The organism is Pseudoalteromonas sp. S408, from assembly GCF_005886645.1.
Lineage (GTDB): Bacteria > Pseudomonadota > Gammaproteobacteria > Enterobacterales > Alteromonadaceae > Pseudoalteromonas.
The window spans coordinates 12,040-32,078 of the sequence record NZ_PNDY01000013.1 but is presented as its reverse complement, the minus strand read 5'-3'; the positions used below and the strand labels follow the sequence as shown (position 1 = coordinate 32,078).

Annotated in this window: 21 protein-coding genes; 12 read left to right on the top strand and 9 right to left on the bottom strand. The window is 39.2% G+C overall.

Annotated features, from left to right (window positions below; genetic code table 11):
- The first annotated feature begins 86 nt into the window (after positions 1-86).
- The 4 genes from CWB62_RS11475 to CWB62_RS11460 are packed head-to-tail and all read left to right on the top strand — an operon-like array spanning position 87 to position 3,275.
- A complete protein-coding gene (locus CWB62_RS11475) occupies positions 87-920 on the top strand; it encodes a MipA/OmpV family protein (protein ID WP_502704953.1) in 834 nt (277 codons plus the stop codon).
- 13 nt (positions 921-933) lie between these two features.
- Complete coding sequence (locus CWB62_RS11470) at positions 934-1,302, top strand: DUF3019 domain-containing protein (protein ID WP_138527429.1); 369 nt, start codon at positions 934-936, stop codon at positions 1,300-1,302.
- A 14-nt stretch (positions 1,303-1,316) separates the two neighbouring features.
- Entirely contained in the window at positions 1,317-2,009 is a 693-nt protein-coding gene (locus CWB62_RS11465; protein WP_058404796.1) for a response regulator, read from the top strand.
- 21 nt (positions 2,010-2,030) lie between these two features.
- Positions 2,031-3,275 carry an ATP-binding protein gene (locus tag CWB62_RS11460; RefSeq protein ID WP_138527428.1) on the top strand — a complete coding sequence of 415 codons (1,245 nt, stop codon included), beginning with the start codon at positions 2,031-2,033 and terminating at the stop codon, positions 3,273-3,275.
- 104 nt (positions 3,276-3,379) lie between these two features.
- Here the strand turns inward: CWB62_RS11460 and CWB62_RS11455 are convergent, their stop codons facing one another.
- Positions 3,380-3,595 carry a DUF3820 family protein gene (locus tag CWB62_RS11455; RefSeq protein WP_006793920.1) on the bottom strand — a complete coding sequence of 72 codons (216 nt, stop codon included), beginning with the start codon at positions 3,593-3,595 and terminating at the stop codon, positions 3,380-3,382.
- A gap of 327 nt (positions 3,596-3,922) precedes the next feature.
- On the bottom strand, positions 3,923-5,500 hold the full coding sequence (locus CWB62_RS11450) for a cation:proton antiporter domain-containing protein (protein WP_058404794.1): 1,578 nt from the start codon (positions 5,498-5,500) through the stop codon (positions 3,923-3,925).
- 267 nt (positions 5,501-5,767) lie between these two features.
- On the opposite strand from CWB62_RS11450, the gene CWB62_RS11445 reads away from it, so the two are divergent.
- A complete protein-coding gene (locus CWB62_RS11445) occupies positions 5,768-6,511 on the top strand; it encodes a sporulation protein (protein WP_138527427.1) in 744 nt (247 codons plus the stop codon).
- Positions 6,512-6,614: 103 nt separating this feature from the next.
- Positions 6,615-7,073: a GNAT family N-acetyltransferase gene (locus tag CWB62_RS11440; RefSeq protein ID WP_138527426.1), complete on the top strand. Its 459-nt coding sequence runs from the start codon at positions 6,615-6,617 to the stop codon at positions 7,071-7,073.
- A 54-nt stretch (positions 7,074-7,127) separates the two neighbouring features.
- On the opposite strand, the gene CWB62_RS11435 is transcribed toward CWB62_RS11440, so the two are convergent.
- The 6 genes from CWB62_RS11435 to CWB62_RS11410 all read right to left on the bottom strand — a co-directional run bounded on the left by CWB62_RS11435 (position 7,128) and on the right by CWB62_RS11410 (position 12,848).
- On the bottom strand, positions 7,128-8,480 hold the full coding sequence (locus tag CWB62_RS11435) for a sodium-dependent transporter (RefSeq protein WP_138527425.1): 1,353 nt from the start codon (positions 8,478-8,480) through the stop codon (positions 7,128-7,130).
- Between the two features lie 213 nt (positions 8,481-8,693).
- Positions 8,694-9,977, bottom strand: coding sequence for an ATP-binding protein (locus tag CWB62_RS11430; RefSeq protein WP_138527424.1), 1,284 nt, complete (start codon positions 9,975-9,977; stop codon positions 8,694-8,696).
- A 19-nt stretch (positions 9,978-9,996) separates the two neighbouring features.
- Positions 9,997-10,701: a response regulator gene (locus CWB62_RS11425; RefSeq protein WP_058404789.1), complete on the bottom strand. Its 705-nt coding sequence runs from the start codon at positions 10,699-10,701 to the stop codon at positions 9,997-9,999.
- 21 nt (positions 10,702-10,722) lie between these two features.
- On the bottom strand, positions 10,723-11,106 hold the full coding sequence (locus CWB62_RS11420; RefSeq protein ID WP_058404788.1) for a DUF3019 domain-containing protein: 384 nt from the start codon (positions 11,104-11,106) through the stop codon (positions 10,723-10,725).
- A complete protein-coding gene (locus CWB62_RS11415) occupies positions 11,096-11,953 on the bottom strand; it encodes a MipA/OmpV family protein (RefSeq protein ID WP_058404787.1) in 858 nt (285 codons plus the stop codon). Before CWB62_RS11415 ends, CWB62_RS11420 begins: the two co-directional genes overlap by 11 nt.
- Positions 11,954-12,044: 91 nt before the next feature.
- Positions 12,045-12,848: a hypothetical protein gene (locus CWB62_RS11410; RefSeq protein WP_138527423.1), complete on the bottom strand. Its 804-nt coding sequence runs from the start codon at positions 12,846-12,848 to the stop codon at positions 12,045-12,047.
- Positions 12,849-12,960: 112 nt separating this feature from the next.
- Between CWB62_RS11410 and CWB62_RS11405 the strand changes: the two genes are divergently transcribed.
- On the top strand, positions 12,961-14,115 hold the full coding sequence (locus CWB62_RS11405; RefSeq protein WP_058404785.1) for a serine hydrolase domain-containing protein: 1,155 nt from the start codon (positions 12,961-12,963) through the stop codon (positions 14,113-14,115).
- Complete coding sequence (locus CWB62_RS11400) at positions 14,112-14,645, top strand: SixA phosphatase family protein (RefSeq protein WP_138527422.1); 534 nt, start codon at positions 14,112-14,114, stop codon at positions 14,643-14,645. Before CWB62_RS11405 ends, CWB62_RS11400 begins: the two co-directional genes overlap by 4 nt.
- Before the next feature lie 59 nt (positions 14,646-14,704).
- Here CWB62_RS11400 and yhbY read toward each other — a convergent pair whose 3' ends face one another.
- On the bottom strand, positions 14,705-15,001 hold the full coding sequence (gene yhbY / locus CWB62_RS11395) for a ribosome assembly RNA-binding protein YhbY (RefSeq protein WP_006793908.1): 297 nt from the start codon (positions 14,999-15,001) through the stop codon (positions 14,705-14,707).
- Between the two features lie 87 nt (positions 15,002-15,088).
- Between yhbY and rlmE the strand changes: the two genes are divergently transcribed.
- The 4 genes from rlmE to glmM all read left to right on the top strand — a co-directional run bounded on the left by rlmE (position 15,089) and on the right by glmM (position 20,037).
- Entirely contained in the window at positions 15,089-15,718 is a 630-nt protein-coding gene (gene rlmE / locus CWB62_RS11390) for a 23S rRNA (uridine(2552)-2'-O)-methyltransferase RlmE (RefSeq protein ID WP_006793907.1), read from the top strand.
- 66 nt (positions 15,719-15,784) lie between these two features.
- A complete protein-coding gene (gene ftsH, locus CWB62_RS11385) occupies positions 15,785-17,728 on the top strand; it encodes an ATP-dependent zinc metalloprotease FtsH (protein ID WP_138527421.1) in 1,944 nt (647 codons plus the stop codon).
- Between the two features lie 114 nt (positions 17,729-17,842).
- A complete protein-coding gene (gene folP, locus CWB62_RS11380) occupies positions 17,843-18,691 on the top strand; it encodes a dihydropteroate synthase (RefSeq protein WP_138527420.1) in 849 nt (282 codons plus the stop codon).
- Entirely contained in the window at positions 18,688-20,037 is a 1,350-nt protein-coding gene (glmM, locus tag CWB62_RS11375) for a phosphoglucosamine mutase (protein ID WP_138527419.1), read from the top strand. Before folP ends, glmM begins: the two co-directional genes overlap by 4 nt.
- The last annotated feature ends 2 nt before the right edge of the window (positions 20,038-20,039 follow it).

Sequence of the window (20,039 nt, the reverse complement as noted above, 5' to 3'; positions counted from 1 at the left end):
ACCATACGTAAATAAATAACCTTGTGCTCTGATTTACGCTGATGCGGTTTAATTTTTTTCTACTCACCATTCTTAGTTTAAATTTATTGTTCACTTGTTTTACGTTAAATGCCAAGCAAAATACGTACGCGGAACAAGAATACTCAGAGCAGCATGTTCAATCTCACCAGCTAATGTTTAGTATTAACGCTGGTGTGGGTGTTATCACTAATCCTTTGCGTGGTGGCGACAATGTTCCTTTAGTCGTTATTCCTCAAATAGCGTTTTATGCTGAAGAGTGGTTTTTTGACAATGGCCGCTTAGGCTATTCTTTTTTGCAAACTTCTAAGCACCATTTAAACATTATTAGCGAGCTCAATACTGAGTCTCGCTTTTTTATAGATTGGCATCCTAATAATGTGTTTACGCTGCAAGGTAGTAGTGCAGATAGCCCGTTTTATTTGCAGGCAGCAGAGGCCTCTTCAGTAAAAAATATTAATTTAAATGACCTGCATAAACGTCATGTAGCCTTAGATGCAGGACTTGCATATCATTACGTGAATGATCACCATGTATTTTCTGTACAGGTACTACATGATGTGACAAATGTGTATAACGGTGTTCGCGGTGCATTACAGTGGCAATACCATACTCAACTAGGACCTATAAATATTAAGCCATCGTTTGGTTTAAATTATAAATCTGCGGAACTAAATACTTATTATTATGGCCTTAAAGACGGTGAAACTTTATTGGGCGAGGTAGATGTTGGTAGCAGTTGGCAACCCTATGCAAAAATTGATGCCAAATTCCCCTTAAGCGGTGACTATTCTGTTCGTTTTCATTTAGCTTATTATGACTATTCAGCTATAGATGACAGCCCACTTTTAGAGCGTGATTATTCAATGACTGCATTTTTAGGATTAGAACGCACTTTTTAATATGAAATATTTAATGGTCATTTTATTTTTAGCACCACTGCTTATGCCTTTTAGCCGTGTGCATGCTGCGTCATTTACTGTGTCACCTAAAGTATGTGTTATTTCAAACGTTCAGGACTTTTGCGATCTTGATTTAACGTTTGAATGGCAGGGCGATGTGGTAGGTGATGTGTGTATATATGAACAGAGTAAAAAGATACATTGTTGGCAACAGCAGCGCGCAGGAGAGTTTAATTATAAAGCGCGTGTTCAGGTCGAAACCATATACTCCTTAATCAATTCAAAATCTGGTGTGTTATTAGCTAAAGCACAGGTTGAAGTACAAAGTACTCATGTACAAAAAAGTAGGCGTCGGCTTCGTTCACCATGGAGCTTTTTTTAATTTAGGAGCAATCAATGCCAAAAATTCTACTTGTTGAAGATGATCTTGGTTTACAACAACTCACAAAAGATTACCTTGAACATAATGGATTAGAAGTCGCAGCTTTAGAACGTGGTGATGAAGTATTTAGTTATTTAGAAAATAATCACGTCGATTTAATGATACTAGATGTTATGTTACCGGGAAAAGATGGATTTAGCGTGTGTCGTCAAGTGCGCGATAAGTTTTCTCTACCAATTTTAATGTTAACAGCTAAAAGCGAAGATTTTGACCAAGTTTTGGGTTTAGAACTGGGCGCAGATGATTATGTTATTAAACCCGCTGAACCTCGTGTTTTACTCGCAAGAGTCAATGCACTACTACGCCGTGGTCAAACAGTGACAAAAGCGAGTGAAGAGTTACAGTTTGGTGATTTAATTATTGATAAGACTAGCCGTATAGTGCAACTTTCTGACAAAGAAATAGTGCTAACGTCGCATGAGTTTGAATTACTTTGGTTATTAGCCTCAAATGCAGGTCAAGTGCTTAGTAGAGAGCATGTACACCAACATATGATCGGTCGCCAATATGATGGGCTTGACCGCACCGTAGACGTTCGTGTGTCGCGTATTCGCAAAAAGCTCGGTGACAACAGCGACAAACCATTTAGAATAAAAACAGTATGGGGGCAAGGCTACTTATTTGTTTCTGATGCGTGGGATCTTTAAACACAAGGTTAATAGGCATTAATGGGAAAGCTGTTTGCAAGTTTATATATTTATATTGTGGTTTCATTGTTCGTTGTTAGCGGCGTTATAGAACAATTATGGCCATATGATGAATCGCAGCAGACCGTTTTTCTCGATGACGAGTTTGGGCAGTCGCTCTGGCTGCTTTCGCAAACACCTGACGGATTAGCAAAATTAAAGGAACACTACAAAAGCCTTGTTATCAGTCGCGCTGATTTAGTGCTACCTCAAGAACAGCAGGTTCAGTTAAATAGTCATCACTACCTATATTTATATGATAAACAGCAGCGAGTTGTTTGGTACATAACGCTTAATGACAGTGAACTTTTGCAGGTAGGCCCTATAGGGCTAGGTACCCCTGTATCGACTTCGGTATGGCCATACGTATTATTGCTCACTATTGTGGGTATTCCCGTAGGCTTATGGAGCTTTTTACTTTGGCGTGACTTTTCGAAATTACGCAATGCATGCGAAGCGGTTGAAGGTGCTCAAGACTTTCAACTTTCTGACTCCTCTAAATCATTTTTTTTACCAATTACTGAAACACTCAGTTTAATGCAGCAACGCATTGGCTTTTTATTAACCGCTCAACAAGAGCTGACTTCGTCGGTTTCTCATGAATTTAGAACCCCCTTAGCTCGCCTAAAGTTTGCAACGGCAATACTCAAAGAGCGTTTGTTAGATGAAAAAAGTGAAGTCTACATTGCAAAAATGAACAGCGACATTAATGAACTTGAAAGCCTAGTTTCAGAAATGCTCGATTACGCAAAACTAGACTCTCAGCAACCTAGCTTGCAGCCTCTCCCTAGTGATTTGGTTGAGTTAGTAAGAGTAAGCGTTGAAAAGCTTAATTTTGACAAGAAAATTAATTTGTATGAAGTATTGCCAAGTAGCTTAATTTACCAATGTGACCCGCATTTTATGGCGCGTGCTTTTCAAAACTTAATTGGTAATGCAATTAAATACGCCAACAGCCAGGTTAAAATATCACTCATTACGCAGCATAACGAAATACAGTTTGTAATTGAAGATGATGGCCGGGGCATTGCTGAAATAGAGCGAGAAAACGTATTTAAGCCTTTTACACGGCTCGATAAAAGTAGAGACAAAAAAACAGGTGGATTTGGCCTAGGGTTAGCCATAGTCGCTAAAATTATTGCTTGGCATCAGGGAAGTTATCGTATTGAGTACTCGTTTTTAGGTGGGGCAAAGTTCATCATTAGCTTACCCCTGGAGCAAAACTAAAAGATATGAAAAAAGCGCCAAAAGGCGCTTTTTTGTGGTTAAAACCAAAATCAACAAGTAGCAATTAAATAGACCGTGAATATATAAAATAGTTCCGGATAATTTTATTTTTTTTCTAGCAGCGGCATTAACATTTGCTCCAAGCCATTTAATTTAACCTCATACATCATAGCTAATTGGCTGCCAAGTTTTGAATCTGGAAAGCCTTGCTGCTTAAACCAGACTAAGTAGGGCTCTGGAAGTAATAATAATGGGCGGCCTGAGTATTTTCCAAATGGCATTTTAGTGTTTATGGCAATTTTTAATTGTTCCGGATCCATAGGTTTACTTAGTGGTGTAATAATGATTTGAGTGTAAGGTATTTTAGAGAGATAAAATAGGCTGTGACGGGCAAGAAACAGCCTATTGAGTGAGGGAGTAGGCCCTCTGATTTAAGAATTTTTGTTGGTGTAACCGCCCGACACAATTTTTGTTAGCTGGAGTCTAACTAGATTGTATTTAACATGGGTTATATTTAACCAACGAAGACAGTTTACCTGTTTTTTGCAGGTGTGGTGTATGCACTTGTAAAGGAATGTAAATACAATTGCTTTTTATTTATTTACTAATAAAAAAAATTGTTTTTTTGCCTTTATACACATTAAATACTACTTTTCACCAAACAATTCTTGTTTTACGTGTTCAGCAAAACCACTTCCTGCTTCTAAGTAAAAGTTATAGGTTGAATGAACTCCCATATTTTCAAGTTCTTTTTGTTGGTCTGGGTAGTTTGCAATTGCAGTAACTTGCCCTGTGTAGCCTGACGCTTGAAGCTGCTCTAATGCAAAAATATTTTGCATGTGCTTCGGCATAGCTAACATAACCATTTCAACGTGAGAGTGGTTTACACGTTGCCAAAAATCAGGGTCGGTAGCGTCTGCAATCAGTACTTTACGGCCTCTACTTATATGTTTATCGACAACTTCGGGTTTAATATCAATACCTGCTACTAAATTTGGGTGAGTCATATTAATTGTTTCATATGCACCGGTGCCAATACGGCCCATGCCAAAAATAACAATTTTTGTATCATTAAGGTTTACTGGTAATTCTTCGGCTAGGCGTGTTTTGCTTTCAAACTTGACTAACCAGCTTTCTATTTTTACATATAGCTCATTAGAGCGTTTGTTAAGTGGTGAGGCAATAACAAAGGTAATAGATACCGCAATAGCCATAACGGCTAGCCATTCAGGTGTAATAATACCTGTTGAAGCTGCAACGGCGCACACAATCAAGCCAAATTCACTGTAGTTAGATAAGGTAAATGCGGTAAGTAGCGATGTACGTGCACGCAATTTAAACGCATTGGTAAATACATAATAAAGAATCACTTTAATAGGGAGTACAAAAATAAGCACAATGGCAATAAAGAGCGAATCAAGGGTTAGCTGAGCATTTAAACCAATGCTTAAGAAAAAACCAACAAGTAAAATATCTTTTAAGTTGAGTAATGACTTTGATAACTCGCCCGCTTTTTTATGTGGCGCAAACATCATGCCTATGATTAGCGCACCCAAATCACCTTTGAGACCTGCAAATTCAAATGCGTTATAACCAGCAACAAGCGCAAAAAAGAAGCCAAACAAGGGAAGTAGTTCACCATGTTTAGAGCGGTTAAGCATAAAATACATAATAGGGCGTATTAAAGGCAGGGCAATAATGATAGCTAATGCCCAAATGTTGGGTACTTTACCTGTACTAATTGCTAAAAATATAACCGCAAAAATATCTTGCATTACAAGTATACCAATAGCGATTTTACCGTGTAGGCTTGCCATTTCACCGCGCTCTTCAAGTACTTTTACAGCAAATACTGTGCTTGAAAAGCTAAGAGCAAAGCCGACCAATAAGGCACTCTGCCAACTTAAATCAACAAAAAGAGGCAGAGCAAAAATACCTAATAACAACATAAAACCGCTAAAAATAGCGCTGCTAAAAATAATATGAAGGGTAGCGGGTGCCCACACTTGGGGTTTTATTAAGCTTTTTACTTTAAGTTTTAAGCCAATACTGAACAGCAATAAAGTAACGCCCAATGCGGCAATTGTATCAAGTAGATCTGTGCTTTTGTAACCTGCGAGGTTTAGCGCAAAGCCAGCCAGCAAAAAGCCAATAAGTGGGGGGAGTTTTAATTGATAAACGGCAAAACCACACACAAATGCGGTAGCAAAGTAAATTAGTTCCATAATACTTAAAATTACATCATTTGGTATTGCAGTGTAGCTAAAAACAACGATTAATGAAAATTAAATATACCACTTGAGCTTTGTTTATTTAGTCGCTTTTAGGACTTTGTTTGGATAATAAACGCACAAATTATGCATATTTAACCTTTAAAAGCATTTAAATCCTACTTTTAAACTGACAACGGCTTTTAATTATGGTTAAGATGAGATAACGAAAACATTTAAGTTAGGGCATATTTAAGAGCGGCTCAGCTTAAGGAGAATTATATGTTTAAAAAGATTTTAGCATCGGTTGGTATTGGTGCAGCAAAAGTGGATACTATTTTAGAAACTGAACATCTACAACCAGGACAGCTTTTTAACGCTAATATTGTTATTACAGCAGGTGACGTTAGCCAAGAAATTGCAGGCTTAGATTTATTGCTAATGACCCGCGTAAAAGTAGCTGGTGATGACGGTGATTATTTTACCAACCATGTGATTGATCAATGGCGAATTACAGATTTAGGTAAGTTGGAGCCAGGTGACGTAAAAAGCATACCTTTTGAAGCGCGTCTGCATTCAGAAACACCGATCACTGAAATTAATGCGGGTTACAATCAGTCTCATGTTTGGTTAGAAACTGGGCTGGACATTGATTTAGCATTAGATCCAACAGACAAAGATCATCTTCATATTTACCCAAATGAAGCCGTTAAAACGTGCATGCAGGCAATGGATAAATTAGGTTTTAGTTTATCTAAAGCCGATGTTGAAAAAGGTTTTTTACGTGCCTCTACATTTGCGTCTGTTTCTGGGTGTTACCAAGAGCTTGAATATAAACCTAACAGCAGAAGCTTGTTTGGGATTCAAGAAATCGAGTTGTCATTTGTGCCAGAAGCACATAAAACTCACGTTTTAATTGAGCTTGACCGTGCATTTAGAGGCGATGGATATATTGATGTAACCATTGAACATGACCATGTGAATCTGTCTCAGTTATGTGATCAGTTAGAGCGTTTATTTGCTTAACGCTTAGCATAGCGTTAAGCGGTGAATATAATTTTTATTGTTCATTTTAGTATTATAGCGATATCAAACCCAGCTTTAGCTGGGTTTTTGTTTAAGGATTGCCATGCATTTTAACTGTGAGCCATTTGAAAATCTGACCCCCCATACTTTGTTTGCAATTATGAGAGGTCGTGTAGACGTATTTGTTGTAGAACAAAATTGCCCTTACCCTGAGTTAGACGATGTTGATATTTTTAAAACAACTCAGCATATCTATACCTTGGATAATATGCAGTTAATGAGCTATGCCCGTTGCTATGAGAAAAATGACCAGTACAGTGCAATTGGGCGTGTTTTAGTTAACGATCAGCACCGAGGTAAGGGGATTGCGAATAAGCTGGTTGAAAAGGCAATAGCGTGTTGTACATTGCACTGGCCCGAACGCGATATAGTGATAGGTGCGCAAACCTACTTGTTAGATTTTTATCGTTCATTTGGTTTTAAGTGTATAGGGGAGGCCTACTTAGAAGACGGTATACCTCACCAGGATATGCTGCTAACAATTGAAAAGCTCAAAACGTAATGTTGTGAGTCACTATAAAAAAGCCCAAAAAGTGGGCTTTTTTATAGTGTGTTGCTAGCTTAATATTGAATGCACGAACACGGCGCCTATAACAATAGGGCAAACAAATTTGGTGTACCAAGGCCATACTTTCCAAAATAAGCTGTTGTGTACTTCTGGGTTACCTTCTTGAATAGCTTGTAATAATGAGTTTCTGTACCAAATCCAACCTACAAAAATACAACACATTAAGCCAAGCAAAGGCTGTGCAACTTTTGTTGTTAAAGTAATTACAAAGCCAAATAAGGTGCCTAGGTTACATACAATCGTAATACTAACGACGGCTATTAAGACGCCGATTAACCATGTAGCTTGAATTCGCTTCATCGCAAAGCGTTCAACGCTATAAGATACAGGGGCTTCTAGCATTGAAATAGAGGACGTTAGCGCTGCTATGCTCATCAGGGCAAAAAATGCAAAGCCAACAAATAAACCTACACTGCCCATGCCATCAAATAAAGCGGGAAGTACCTGAAATACCAAAGTATCTTCTGAGAGTAACTTGCCGCTGGCTGAAAATATCTCAACGCCCTGAGCTTGAGCTACATACATAGCTGGAATAATAAGTAAACCAGCAACAAACGCGATAAACACATCAATTAATGTTACGTATGCACCTAGAGACACTAGGTTTTCTTTTTTACTAATATACGAGCCGTATATAATCATAACGCTTGTACCAAGTGATAATGAGAAAAAGGCTTGGCCTAAGGCGCTAACAATTAACTGGGTGTCAAAAATAGATGAAAAGTCAGGTAGCAAGTAGGCTTTTAACCCTTCCATTGCACCCTCTTGTGTCATTACATAAGCAATTAATAAAAATAAAATGCCCAATAAAGCCGGCATCAAGCGCTTTGACCATTTTTCGATACCGTTTTCAACACCACGGCTAATGATTGCTATCGTTAAAACAATAAAAACAAGGGTAAATATAATGTTGCGAGTGAGTGACTGTTCGCTTAGCCACAAAGATGCAGCGTCTGCTCCAGCCAAGGTAGCAATAGGTTGGGCTGTTGCACTGAGCATCCAGCCGGCAACAATAGCATAAAAACTAAGTATAAAGCCGGCACATAAAATACCCCCAAAGCCGACAATAAATGCAAAGTGTTTTTGCCAAGGTTTATTGGACACTTTAGTTAAAGAAACCACGGCGTTGGCTTGGCCGTGTCGACCAATCATTAGTTCGGCCATTAGCGCAGGATAAGCCAAAAAGAAAGCTAACACTAAATAGGCAACCAAAAATGCGGCACCGCCATTACTGGCTGTTTGTGTGGGAAAGCCCCATATATTGCCCAAACCTACGGCAGAACCGGCGGCGGCCATAATAAATCCAAAGCGAGAACTAAACTCGCCTCTAACTGCGCTCATATTATTATACTTCTCTGTTTTTTAACGGCGCTGACAATCTACTGGAAATGTAAAAAAATAAAAAGTGCTTATTTGCTGATCCCACACAATTTAGTTTTCCAGCGGCATGATTAATACGCTGTTTTTAGTCAATGTTACTAGCTAATTAAAATTAATAGCTTGATTTTGTTTTAAAAATGTTAATTACACTGCGTAATTTATACTTTACGACTTTTACTGTTGGGTAATATTAAGGGTAAAGCAGGCACCGCCTAAGTGCTTACTTTTGCTAACAGTAATAGTGCCGTTATGCCAATCTGCTACTTTTTCAACAATAGCTAAGCCAAGGCCATAGCTTTTATCTGCGCGGTTTCTGTGTTCTTCTTCTCTAAAAAAGGGGCTAAATACGTTCCTAAAGTTTTCTTGAGCAATTCCAGGGCCGTCGTCTTCAACTGTTATTATAAGTTGGTGCTCGTGAACCTTTGCGCTTAAATAAATATATTGCTCGGCAAAATCGCAAGCGTTGGTAAGCAGATTTGTAATTGCACGAGCTAGCCAATGAAGATCGGCCACAATGATGTCACTTGAGCAATTAAGATCAACACTTAGCATTTGTGATTCTAACTTTGGCGCAAGCTGAACTAAAATATCTTCTAGGTAATGCTTGATATTTGTTGAAGAGTACGTCAGTTTATTTGCGTTTTGTTCAAGTGTTGCAAACGCTAAATAGCTTTTAAGCATAGATTCCATATGATCTAAATCGTTTTCCATGCGCTCTAAATAGGTTTTTATTTTTTTCTCATCATGGGTATCTATGGCGGCATCTAAACCAAAGCGAAGACAGGCAATAGGAGTGCGTATATCATGCGATAAACTTGACGCCATTAGTTTATTTTCAGCAACAAGCTTTTCAATTTGACTCGCCATTCGGTTAAACGTTAACTCTACGTCCCTTATATAAGTAAAATGAGATGCTTTAATTCTGGCTTGTGTATTACCCGAAGCAAACTGTTTAGCAGCCTCATTTAGTACGCTTAGTCGCTTTGCTAGTGGCGCAATAATGAACCCCATTAAAATGCATAACCCAGCATAAAAAAGCAAAGTTAAGAATATATCGTTTCGTTTGTCGGCTTCTGCGCTCTTTTTAAGTCGCATAGAAATATGAAAGGGGTTTAGTGCTTGATTGCTATACAGCATATAAAAGCCTTGCTGATCTTCTAAAATCAACCCACCAACAGCATGCATTTGAAGCAATAACGAAGGGGGTAAGGCAAGCGATTCGTTTGGTTTGTAATCTATTGATAGCTCAAATTCTTTAGCTAACTGTTTAACATATGCGCCACGCTCGGAAGTGGGAACATTTGCCAGTTGCTTACTAAACCCCATCATCATTTTACTTTGCACACTAAACTCGTCTTGTGGGGTATGTGCTTGCTGGCTAAAGGCGTCTATTAGCCAGCCTAAAACCACTATAGATAAAAGCGCGCTGCCAAGCAGTGATATGTAAAACTTTTTCATTTAAACATACAGCTGTAAGTTACCATGCGGTAGAGACAAGCAAGTAACCACGGCCCCAAATTGTTTTAATTTTTTCAGGGTTTTGTGGATCGTCGTTAAATTTTTTTCTAAGTGCAGAGATAAGCACATCAACACTTCTATCAAGTCCGTCGTATTCTCGTCCTTTAGTTGCTTTAAAAACAGCGTCACGTGATACAACTTGCCCTGCATTACTTGCCAAATAATGCAGGAGTAAATATTCCGCACTGGAAATATTTACATCTTGATCGTTGAATTTTACGTTTCTTGATTCGGTATTAATATTAAGCGAACCGACCGAAATTGTGCTTTCTACTATTGCCGATTTATTGGGTTCATTACTTTGACGAAGTGCAGCTTTTATACGAGCGAGTAAAGCGCGAGGGCGCACAGGTTTCATTATATAATCGCTTGCACCGACCTCTAAACCTATAACTTCATCCATTTCCTCGTTTCGAGCTGTCAGCATAATGATTGGCGCATTGTAAAAGCTACGAAGTTCTCTACATACACTAATGCCATCTTGACCTGGTAACATAATGTCGAGCAATACAATGTTTGGGTTTAAGGTTTTTACTTTACTGACAACTTCATCGCCTCGGTGACAAACATGCGTAGTGTAGCCTTGTTCAGTGAGGTATTCGGCTACCCATTGAGCCAATGATATATCGTCTTCTACTAATAAAATAGTGCCGTAGTTATCCATAAATTATCCTTAATACAGTGGTTAAAATAATCGCCAGCGACGTTTTTTTTGTCTGTTTTGATAAACCCACTGAAGTTTCACTTCTGCAGTGCCAATTATTTGTGATGTATTACTATCAAATAATTCAAAAGCGATACTTTGCTTAGAGTCAAACGCGTAATTTAATGTGCCTTGCTGCTGTTTTAGCCAGCATTGCATAATGTATTTAGATGTAGCATCGCGTAAGCAGTAGTTACCAATAATTGGTTGGCGCCAAGTAATGACTACATCAGCGTAACAGTCACGCCCCTCACGAAGAGCCACACAGGTATCAGGAACAGCGGTTAAATTATCTTGTCCGCCGTCCGATTGTGCAAACGTTGATGCAGGAAAAATTATTAGTAAACAGAGCCATCTAAAAAACATAACGGAGGCCTACCTTGGCTTTATGTTGATACCCTTGAGAAATAATTGGGCTGTCGTCGATTTCAGCTGAGAACCAGGTAGAGAGAAACCCTGCTAAAAAGACCCAATCTTGGCTTATTGGGTATTCTGCATGAAATTCAAATATTAAGCTGGTACTTGCATGTGCATCATAAAAGGGTCGGTTTTCGGCTACTTCTTCTTGGTCAATGCCAAAATAATAATTTGTAAAGTCAGCTGAGTATGCACTTACGCCAACACCGGATCTAAATTCCCAGTTTCGCCAGGGTAAAATTTGGCTAAAAAAGGTATTAATAACCCAGCTGTTGTGAGCGCCAGAAATATCATGAAGGTATTCAAATGAAATTTGAGAATTTTCGAATCGGCGTGTAAGCCTGAGGCCTACACCAAAGTCATAGCGACGAGACTTTATGCCATCAAGTTCTGCTATAACACCATTGTTATAAAAACCAAGGCCTTTTTCGTCAAAGCCAGCTTGCGTATTTGTGCCCAGTATATCCAAGCCCCAATCATACTTATCAATAATACTGTAACCGATAACAAGCCCACCGCTGAGTTGGTTATGGTCAAAGTCGAGATAAAATCGATCGTAGGAGACAGCAAGGCTTAAATCGAGCTCTAAATCGGTGTCGTAGGCATTTGTGCCAATTAGGTAAGTATCTTCTACAAAGTAGCTTGCACCTGCACTCCAATCCCATGCAAAGCCTTGAGTTGGCTCAAGGGTGTTATCTGCATAGTAGCGATTACTTGCTTGGGTTGAGGTCGATATAAGGCTCAAAATAAACAAGACAATACAAAAAGTAGTATGGTTAAGTAAGGTATGTTTCATCCACATTGAGCCTGATTATTTGATGTTATAGTGTGTAGTATATTGTTAAGGTGTACCCTTAATCTGTAAAAAAATGTAGTAAATGTTAATTTTACTGAACTTTAATCTTATCTATTAGGATACTGCTTAAGTAAAATTGCATCATAGGTGTAAGCGCACTCACTTCTGTGCGGTTACACGGACCACTTAATTTGCTTAGGCTAGATAATTTAGAGAGCATTTGATATTCAGGGATTTTCACTTCTTTACCCACTCTCGCCATACGCGCTTCTTCGGTGTTTTGCTGGTGGATAAACGCAACAACTTCTAACTCGTTTGTAATTCTTTGCTCTTCACTTAAGCTATAAATTAGCGGCTCTCGGTGAAAGCTGGCGCTGTCTATAGACGACGTGGCAAACCACACTACATCACCAGAAGCTTTGTGCGTTAAACGCATGTTAACCTCTGCAAATATAGATGCACATTGCTGCGTTGGGTATTGATTTGCAATACTGTTAAACAGAGGGAATTTTTTTTCTGGTGTGACAAGTGAGTACTGTGTGTTTTCTTTAAATGTTAAGTCGAGCTTTTGAATGGTAAGCGTGTAATCACTGTTATTTTTACTTGTGACTTTAAGTTGTTTATCGTTAAGAGCTTGGCTTATTTGTGAAAGCAGTGTATCGGTTACGCTTGCTTTATCGGTAATTATTTTTACCGTTTGATTTTGTAAAACTTTGTGCGCAGGTAATTGCACCGACTTTACTTTTGGTGAAGCATGCTCAGTTTGGTATTTGAGCTGATATGTTTGAGTTTTTAGTGCTGGCTTTAGCGGCATAGCCAAAGGCTCTGCTGGTTGTTTGGTAATGGCACAACCTGATGATAATAAAACAAAAAGTAATACAACTAAAAAACGCATAAATACTTAACACCCACAAAAAGTACAATAATTTTTGTATTGTACGTTAGTCCAAAGAAAAGTTCATGATATTATGCATATAGACGCAGTTAAAAAGACAAAGTATTAAAAAATGAAGCGCTTACCACTTTTAAAGTATTGCTTAGCTGCAGTGTGTTATGTGTATGCAACCGTTAGTTTTGCAGCGCAGCAAGACCCAAATTGGGATAGTTTTGTAAAAAAATATGGCCGTTACGCAGAAAAAAAACTCGCGAGTAAGGGCATACCTGGTGCCGCACTCTCCATAGTTAATTTAGGCAACAGTGATTACATCCATGGAGTTGGGCGCACTAAAGCCCGAAATGGTCAAAAGGTTAATGTTCATACTCGTTTTAGATTGGCGTCAGTATCCAAAACATTTGCAGGTTCGCTAGCTGCAAAATTATCTAGTGATGGGCTCATAAAATTAGATAACTACGTCAGTGATTACCTACCTGATTTTAAAGGCACAGTATACGAAGAGGATTTAAAAGTTTATCACTTATTGAGTCACTCTAGCGGCTTGGTGCCAAATGCGTACGACAACTTAATTGAATCGCGGATGGACTATCCCGATATAGTTCAAAAGCTGGTGACAGTTAAACCTATTTGCGAGCCTGGGATATGTTACGGTTATCAGAATGTCATGTTTAGCTTAATTGATGATGTTATTTTAAAAAGTACCAATAAAGATTATTCACAATGGCTAAATGAAGGTATTTTTCAGCCACTCAAAATGATTGATGCCAGCTTGGGTTTTGAAGCCATGGTAGCTGATAACAATTATGCACTACCGCACGTACGTGGAAAAAAACGGTGGTACACCGCAAAGCTTAAGAAAAACTATTACAAAGTTGGGCCTGCTGCGGGGGTTAACGCCAGTGCAAGCGATATGGCTATTTGGTTAAAGGCGCAATTAGGTCACTACCCTGAAGTGTTATCACTTGATGCATTGTCTAAACAAACTCGGCCATACACACGCACGAAAAAAGAAATGTACCGCAGGGTATGGAAAAAACAACTTAACGAAGCTTATTACGGTTTAGGTTGGCGAGTATACAATTACGACAATGAAACCTTGTATTACCACAGTGGCTGGGTACAAGGATACAGAAGCGACTTAGTGGTATTTCCCCATTTAAATATTGGCTTTAGCTTGGTGTTAAACGCTGAAACTGGGTTAATTAATGAATTAACAACCGAGTTTATTAATCGGTTATTAAAGTACAAACGTGAGCAGAAGGTATGAAAATAAAACAGGGTGTTTTTATTTTATTATGTGCAGTTTTATTTAAAAGCCACTATGTATTTTCGGCTCCAGAAAAAATATACCTTTTTCGCCATAGTGAAAAATTAGCGGGAAAAGACCCGGAGCTCACACAACAAGGCAATAAGCGGGCTCAGCATTTAGTTTCATTATTTAAACAATACGATAGGGTTCATGTATTTAGTAGTAACTATAAACGCACCTTACAAACAGCAGCACCTCTTGCTGCGCATTTTGATTCACAAATACAAATTTACAATGCTAGAGATTTGGTAGATTTAAAAAACCAAATAGTGTTGTTGGAAGGGGTAGTTGCTGTGATTGGTCATAGTAATACAACGCCTGACCTTGCCGTGTTGCTTTCAAATGAAGAAGTAGCGCCCATGAATGAAATGCAGTTTTCACGCTACTTTTTGTTAAGCCAAAAAGAACACAGTTCAGAAATAAAATATTTGCTTGAAGACTTAGAAATGAATTTTACTTTTGAAAATTCAGGTTTAAATAAATTATAAAAAAAACCAGCTATCAGCTGGTTTTTTTATTTAGTGCGATAAATTATACAAAAAGTATATTAGTTACGCGGCAGTTGAATTTTTTTCTCAGGGCTTTGGCGGTAAAGCACAATTGTGTGGCCAATTGTTTGAAGCTTTGTTGCACCTGTTTCACGAACGATTGCTTCAAAAATAAGCGCTTTAGTTTCACGATCATCAGTCGGTACTTTAACTTTGATTAATTCGTGAATTTCTAATGCACTTTGAATTTCCATCACTACGCCTTCGGTTAAACCGTTAGAACCTAGTAAAACTACAGGCTTGAGGCTATGTGCCTCGCCTTTTAAAAACTGCTTTTGTTTATTTGATAATGTCATGTTTATACAAATTTTGCTGAATATGGCTTGAATTAAGGGTATTCTAACGCCATCTAGAGAATATTACTAATTAGTTGCGTGTAATTTATGACAAATAAAAAACAGTCAGCCAGTTCACAGCGATGGTTGAAAGAACATTTTGATGACAAATATGTTCAGGAAGCGCAAAAAAAAGGCTGGCGTTCAAGAGCGGTTTTTAAATTAGATGAAGTACAAAATAGAGATAAGTTACTTCGCCCTGGTATGACTGTGGTGGATTTAGGGGCAGCCCCAGGTAGTTGGTCACAGTATTTAGCCGAAAAAGTAGGTGACAAAGGGCAGGTTGTTGCTTGTGATATTTTACCTATGGACTCTTTAGCTGGTGTAGATTTTTTACAAGGTGATTTTCGCGAAGAAGCCGTGTTAGATGCTTTACTAAAACGCATTGATGGAAAAAATGTTGATGTGGTACTCTCTGATATGGCACCGAATATGAGTGGTAATAACTCAGTGGACCAAGCTGGAAGCATGTACTTAGTCGAGCTTGCGCTAGATATGTGTAATCAAGTTTTAAAGAAAAATGGCGCATTTATTGTTAAGGTTTTCCAAGGAGAAGGCTTTGATCAATACTTGCAGGAAGTACGTAATAGTTTTAAAGCAGTGAAAATACGCAAACCTGATGCCTCACGTGCCCGTTCTCGGGAAGTATATATAGTAGCGACTGGATACAAACTGTAGTACAGTTGCTTGGCGTTTAGTTGAATTTAAATTAATTGGATACAAGAGGTTAACCCCTTGAGCGATATGGCGAAAAATTTAATATTATGGCTGGTCATTGCAGTTGTGCTTATGTCAGTCTTTCAGAGCTTTAATGGTGGCGAGCAAATCGACCGTCAAACAAGTTACAGTCAGTTTGTAAAAGATGCCCGAAATGGCTCAATACAAGAAGTGGCAATCGAGAGCACCAGTGGAACAATCACCGGTACTAAAAATAATGGTGAGCGTTTTCAAACCATTATGCCAATTTACGACAAAGACATTTTAAATGACTTACTTAAAAGTGATGTAAATGTGAAAGGTGTAAAACCTGAAGAACAATCATTTTTAGCAAGCATATTTATTTCTTGGTTCCCAATGATACTGCTTATTGGTGTATGGATTTTCTTCATGCGTCAAATGCAAGGCGGTGGCGGCAAAGGCGCTATGTCATTCGGTAAGAGCAAAGCACGTTTAATGAGCGAAGACCAAATTAAAACTACGTTCGCTGATGTGGCTGGTTGTGATGAAGCAAAAGAAGACGTTACCGAATTGGTCGATTTTTTGCGTGACCCGTCTAAATTCCAAAAATTAGGCGGTAGTATTCCAAAAGGTGTACTAATGGTTGGCCCACCAGGTACTGGTAAAACATTGCTTGCTAAAGCTGTTGCGGGTGAAGCAAAAGTACCATTTTTCACAATTTCGGGTTCTGACTTTGTAGAAATGTTTGTAGGTGTAGGTGCATCGCGCGTACGTGACATGTTTGAACAAGCAAAAAAAGCAGCGCCTTGTATTATCTTCATTGATGAAATTGATGCAGTAGGTCGTAAACGTGGCGCAGGTATGGGCGGCGGTAACGATGAACGCGAGCAAACATTAAACCAAATGCTGGTAGAAATGGATGGCTTTGGTGGTAATGAAGGCATCATTGTTATTGCTGCGACTAACCGCCCAGACGTACTAGACCCAGCATTACTTCGTCCTGGTCGTTTTGACCGTCAAGTAGAAGTAGGTTTACCTGATATACGCGGTCGTGAACAAATTATTAAAGTACATATGCGTAAAGTACCACTAGGTGATAACGTTGATGCGGCTGTAATCGCGCGCGGCACACCCGGTTTTTCGGGGGCTGATTTAGCTAACTTAGTTAACGAAGCTGCACTTTATGCTGCACGTGGTAACAAACGTGTTGTAAACATGGCTGAATTTGATGCCGCTAAAGACAAAATCATGATGGGCGCAGAGCGCAAGACCATGGTGATGAGCGAGCAAGAAAAAGAAATGACGGCATATCACGAAGCCGGCCATGCAATTGTTGGACGCATGGTGCCAGAACATGACCCTGTTTATAAGGTATCTATCATTCCACGTGGCCGTGCGCTAGGTGTAACTATGTATTTACCTGAGCAAGACCGTGTTAGTCATTCTAAAGAGCTTTTAGAGTCAATGATCTCTAGCCTCTATGGTGGCCGAATTGCTGAAGCCCTTATTTACGGTGCCGATAAAGTGACTACCGGTGCGAGTAACGATATTGAGCGTGCAACAGATATAGCACGCAAAATGGTTACACATTGGGGTCTAAGCGAAAAACTAGGACCACTACTTTACGCTGAAGATCAAAACGAAATGTACATGGGTGGTGGCGGTAGTCGCGCATCGAGCATGTCGGATGATACAGCTAAAGTAATTGATGCAGAGGTTCGTTTATTTTCAGATAGAAACTACGAGCGTGCCGAAAAAATACTGAAAGACAATATTGATATTCTTCATTCAATGAAAGATGCATTGATGAAATACGAAACGATTGATGCTAAGCAAATTGATGATTTAATGGCGCGTCAGCCAGTGCGTGAGCCTCGCGATGCTCATGACCGTCATGAGCCCAAAGCAGCAAAAACAGATTCTGTAAAAGAACCTGTTAGTGATGAAAGCCAATCAACAACAGAATCATCTAAAAAAGATGAAACAAATGTTGATGACAAAGCTGAATAATCGTTAAAATACTAAAAAAGCCCCGTACTTCGGGGCTTTTTTGTATCGGTTTTAATTTCGCTCTAATTTATAGTTAGAGTGTGTTTGGATGCTGAAATGCAAACAAGGCTCACGATGAATAACGTTATTAATTTGCCAAATGGTCGAACGCTTAATTTAATTGAACCTGTGATTATGGGGATATTAAATGTAACCCCTGATTCATTTTCAGATGGTGGGAAGTTTATAGACCCTAATCTCGCTGTACAGCGCGCAATAAAACTATTAAGTGATGGCGCAAAAATAATAGATATTGGTGGTGAGTCAACGCGTCCGGGTGCTCAGGCTGTAAGTCTTGATGATGAGCTTGAACGAGTAATTCCCATTATAAAGGCAATACGTGCTCAGAGTGATTGTGTTATTTCTGTCGATACGAGTAAAGCTGAGGTGATGAGGCAGGCTATTTTAGCGGGGGCAGATATGGTAAATGATGTTCGCGCATTACAAGAACCTGACGCACTGAGTGTTGTTGCACAATTTGAAAATATCGCAATTTGTTTAATGCACATGCAAGGTCGGCCCCGAAGTATGCAAACGTCTCCTCAGTATAATGATTTAATGGGCGATATGAATGAGTTTTTTAAAAATCGCATTATTGCCTGTGAGACAATGGGGATAAAAGCTCAACAGCTTATTCTTGATCCTGGCTTTGGATTTGGAAAAACCTTAAGCCATAACTACGAAATTTTAACCAAGTTTAATGACTTTAATAAATTTGGTTTGCCATTATTAGCGGGGTTATCTCGTAAGTCGATGATTGGCAATCTGTTAAACAGAGGCACGAGTGAACGAATGGCCGGTAGTTTAGCCGGCGCTCTTATTGCCGCACAAAATGGCGCAAAAATAATTCGTGTTCACGACGTAAAAGAAACTGCAGATGTACTTGGTGTTTACCAAGCGTGTATAAAAGGAATAATAGAATGAAACAAAGAAAGTATTTTGGCACAGATGGCGTACGTGGTTTAGTGGGAACAGCGCCAATCAACCCTGAATTTGCAATGAAGCTGGGTTGGGCTGCAGGACGTGTGCTATCAAAAGGTGGAACAAAAAAAGTTATTATTGGTAAAGACACGCGTATTTCTGGTTACATGCTTGAAACAGCCCTTGAAGCAGGCTTAATAGCCGCCGGTATTGATGTTGTTCTGCTTGGCCCAATGCCTACGCCGGCTGTTGCTTATTTAGCACAAACATTTAGGGCTGAAGCCGGTATTGTAATAAGCGCATCACATAATCCATATTACGACAACGGTATCAAATTTTTTAATGGTCAAGGTTTAAAACTTGATGATGCTGTAGAGCTCGAAATAGAGGCAATGCTTGATGAGCAAATGACCTGTGTGGCCTCAGATAAGTTAGGTAAAGCAACACGCTTGGCAAGTGCAGATGGACGTTATATTGAGTTTTGTAAGAGTCAGTTTCCACAAGGGCTGTCTTTAGAGGGATTAAAAGTGGTTGTAGATTGCGCTAACGGCGCAACATATCATATTGCCCCATCAGTCATGCGTGAGCTCGGCGCTGACGTAATTACGCATGCATGTGAGCCAAATGGTGTAAATATAAACCATGAATGCGGTGCAACTCATGTAGACACGTTAAAACGCAAAGTACTTGAACATAAAGCCGATGTAGGCATAGCTTATGATGGTGACGGCGATCGCGTAATGATGGTTGACCATAATGGCCGTGTATTTGATGGTGACGATTTAGTTTATATAATTGCTTGTCAGGCAGCGAACGATCATATTTTAGGTGGCGGTGTTGTTGGTACTGTTATGTCAAATATGGGTCTTGAAAATGCACTAAAAGCAAAAGGCATTGAGTTTGCTAGAAGCAAAGTTGGCGATCGCTATGTAATGGAATTACTTCAGCAAAAAGGCTGGAAAATTGGTGGAGAGAGTTCAGGCCATGTACTCAACCTAGACTTAATTTCAACGGGTGATGGTATTATATCAAGCTTGCAAGTGCTGGCTGCTATGGTTGCACAAAATAGAACGCTTCAAGATTTAGGCGCCGGGTTTACAAAATACCCAATGAAAATGATTAACGTGCGTTATACACCGGGTACCGATCCTACAACGGCGCCAAAAGTGCTTGCGGCTGTAGAAGAGGTAGAAAAAAGCTTAGGTAATAAAGGTCGCGTTTTACTTCGTAAATCAGGCACTGAACCTGTCGTTCGTGTTATGGTTGAAGCAGAGCAAGAAAAAATAGTATTAGACAGTGCACGTAAGATTGCAGAGATTGTCGAATCTATGAGCAAACAACCTGATTGATA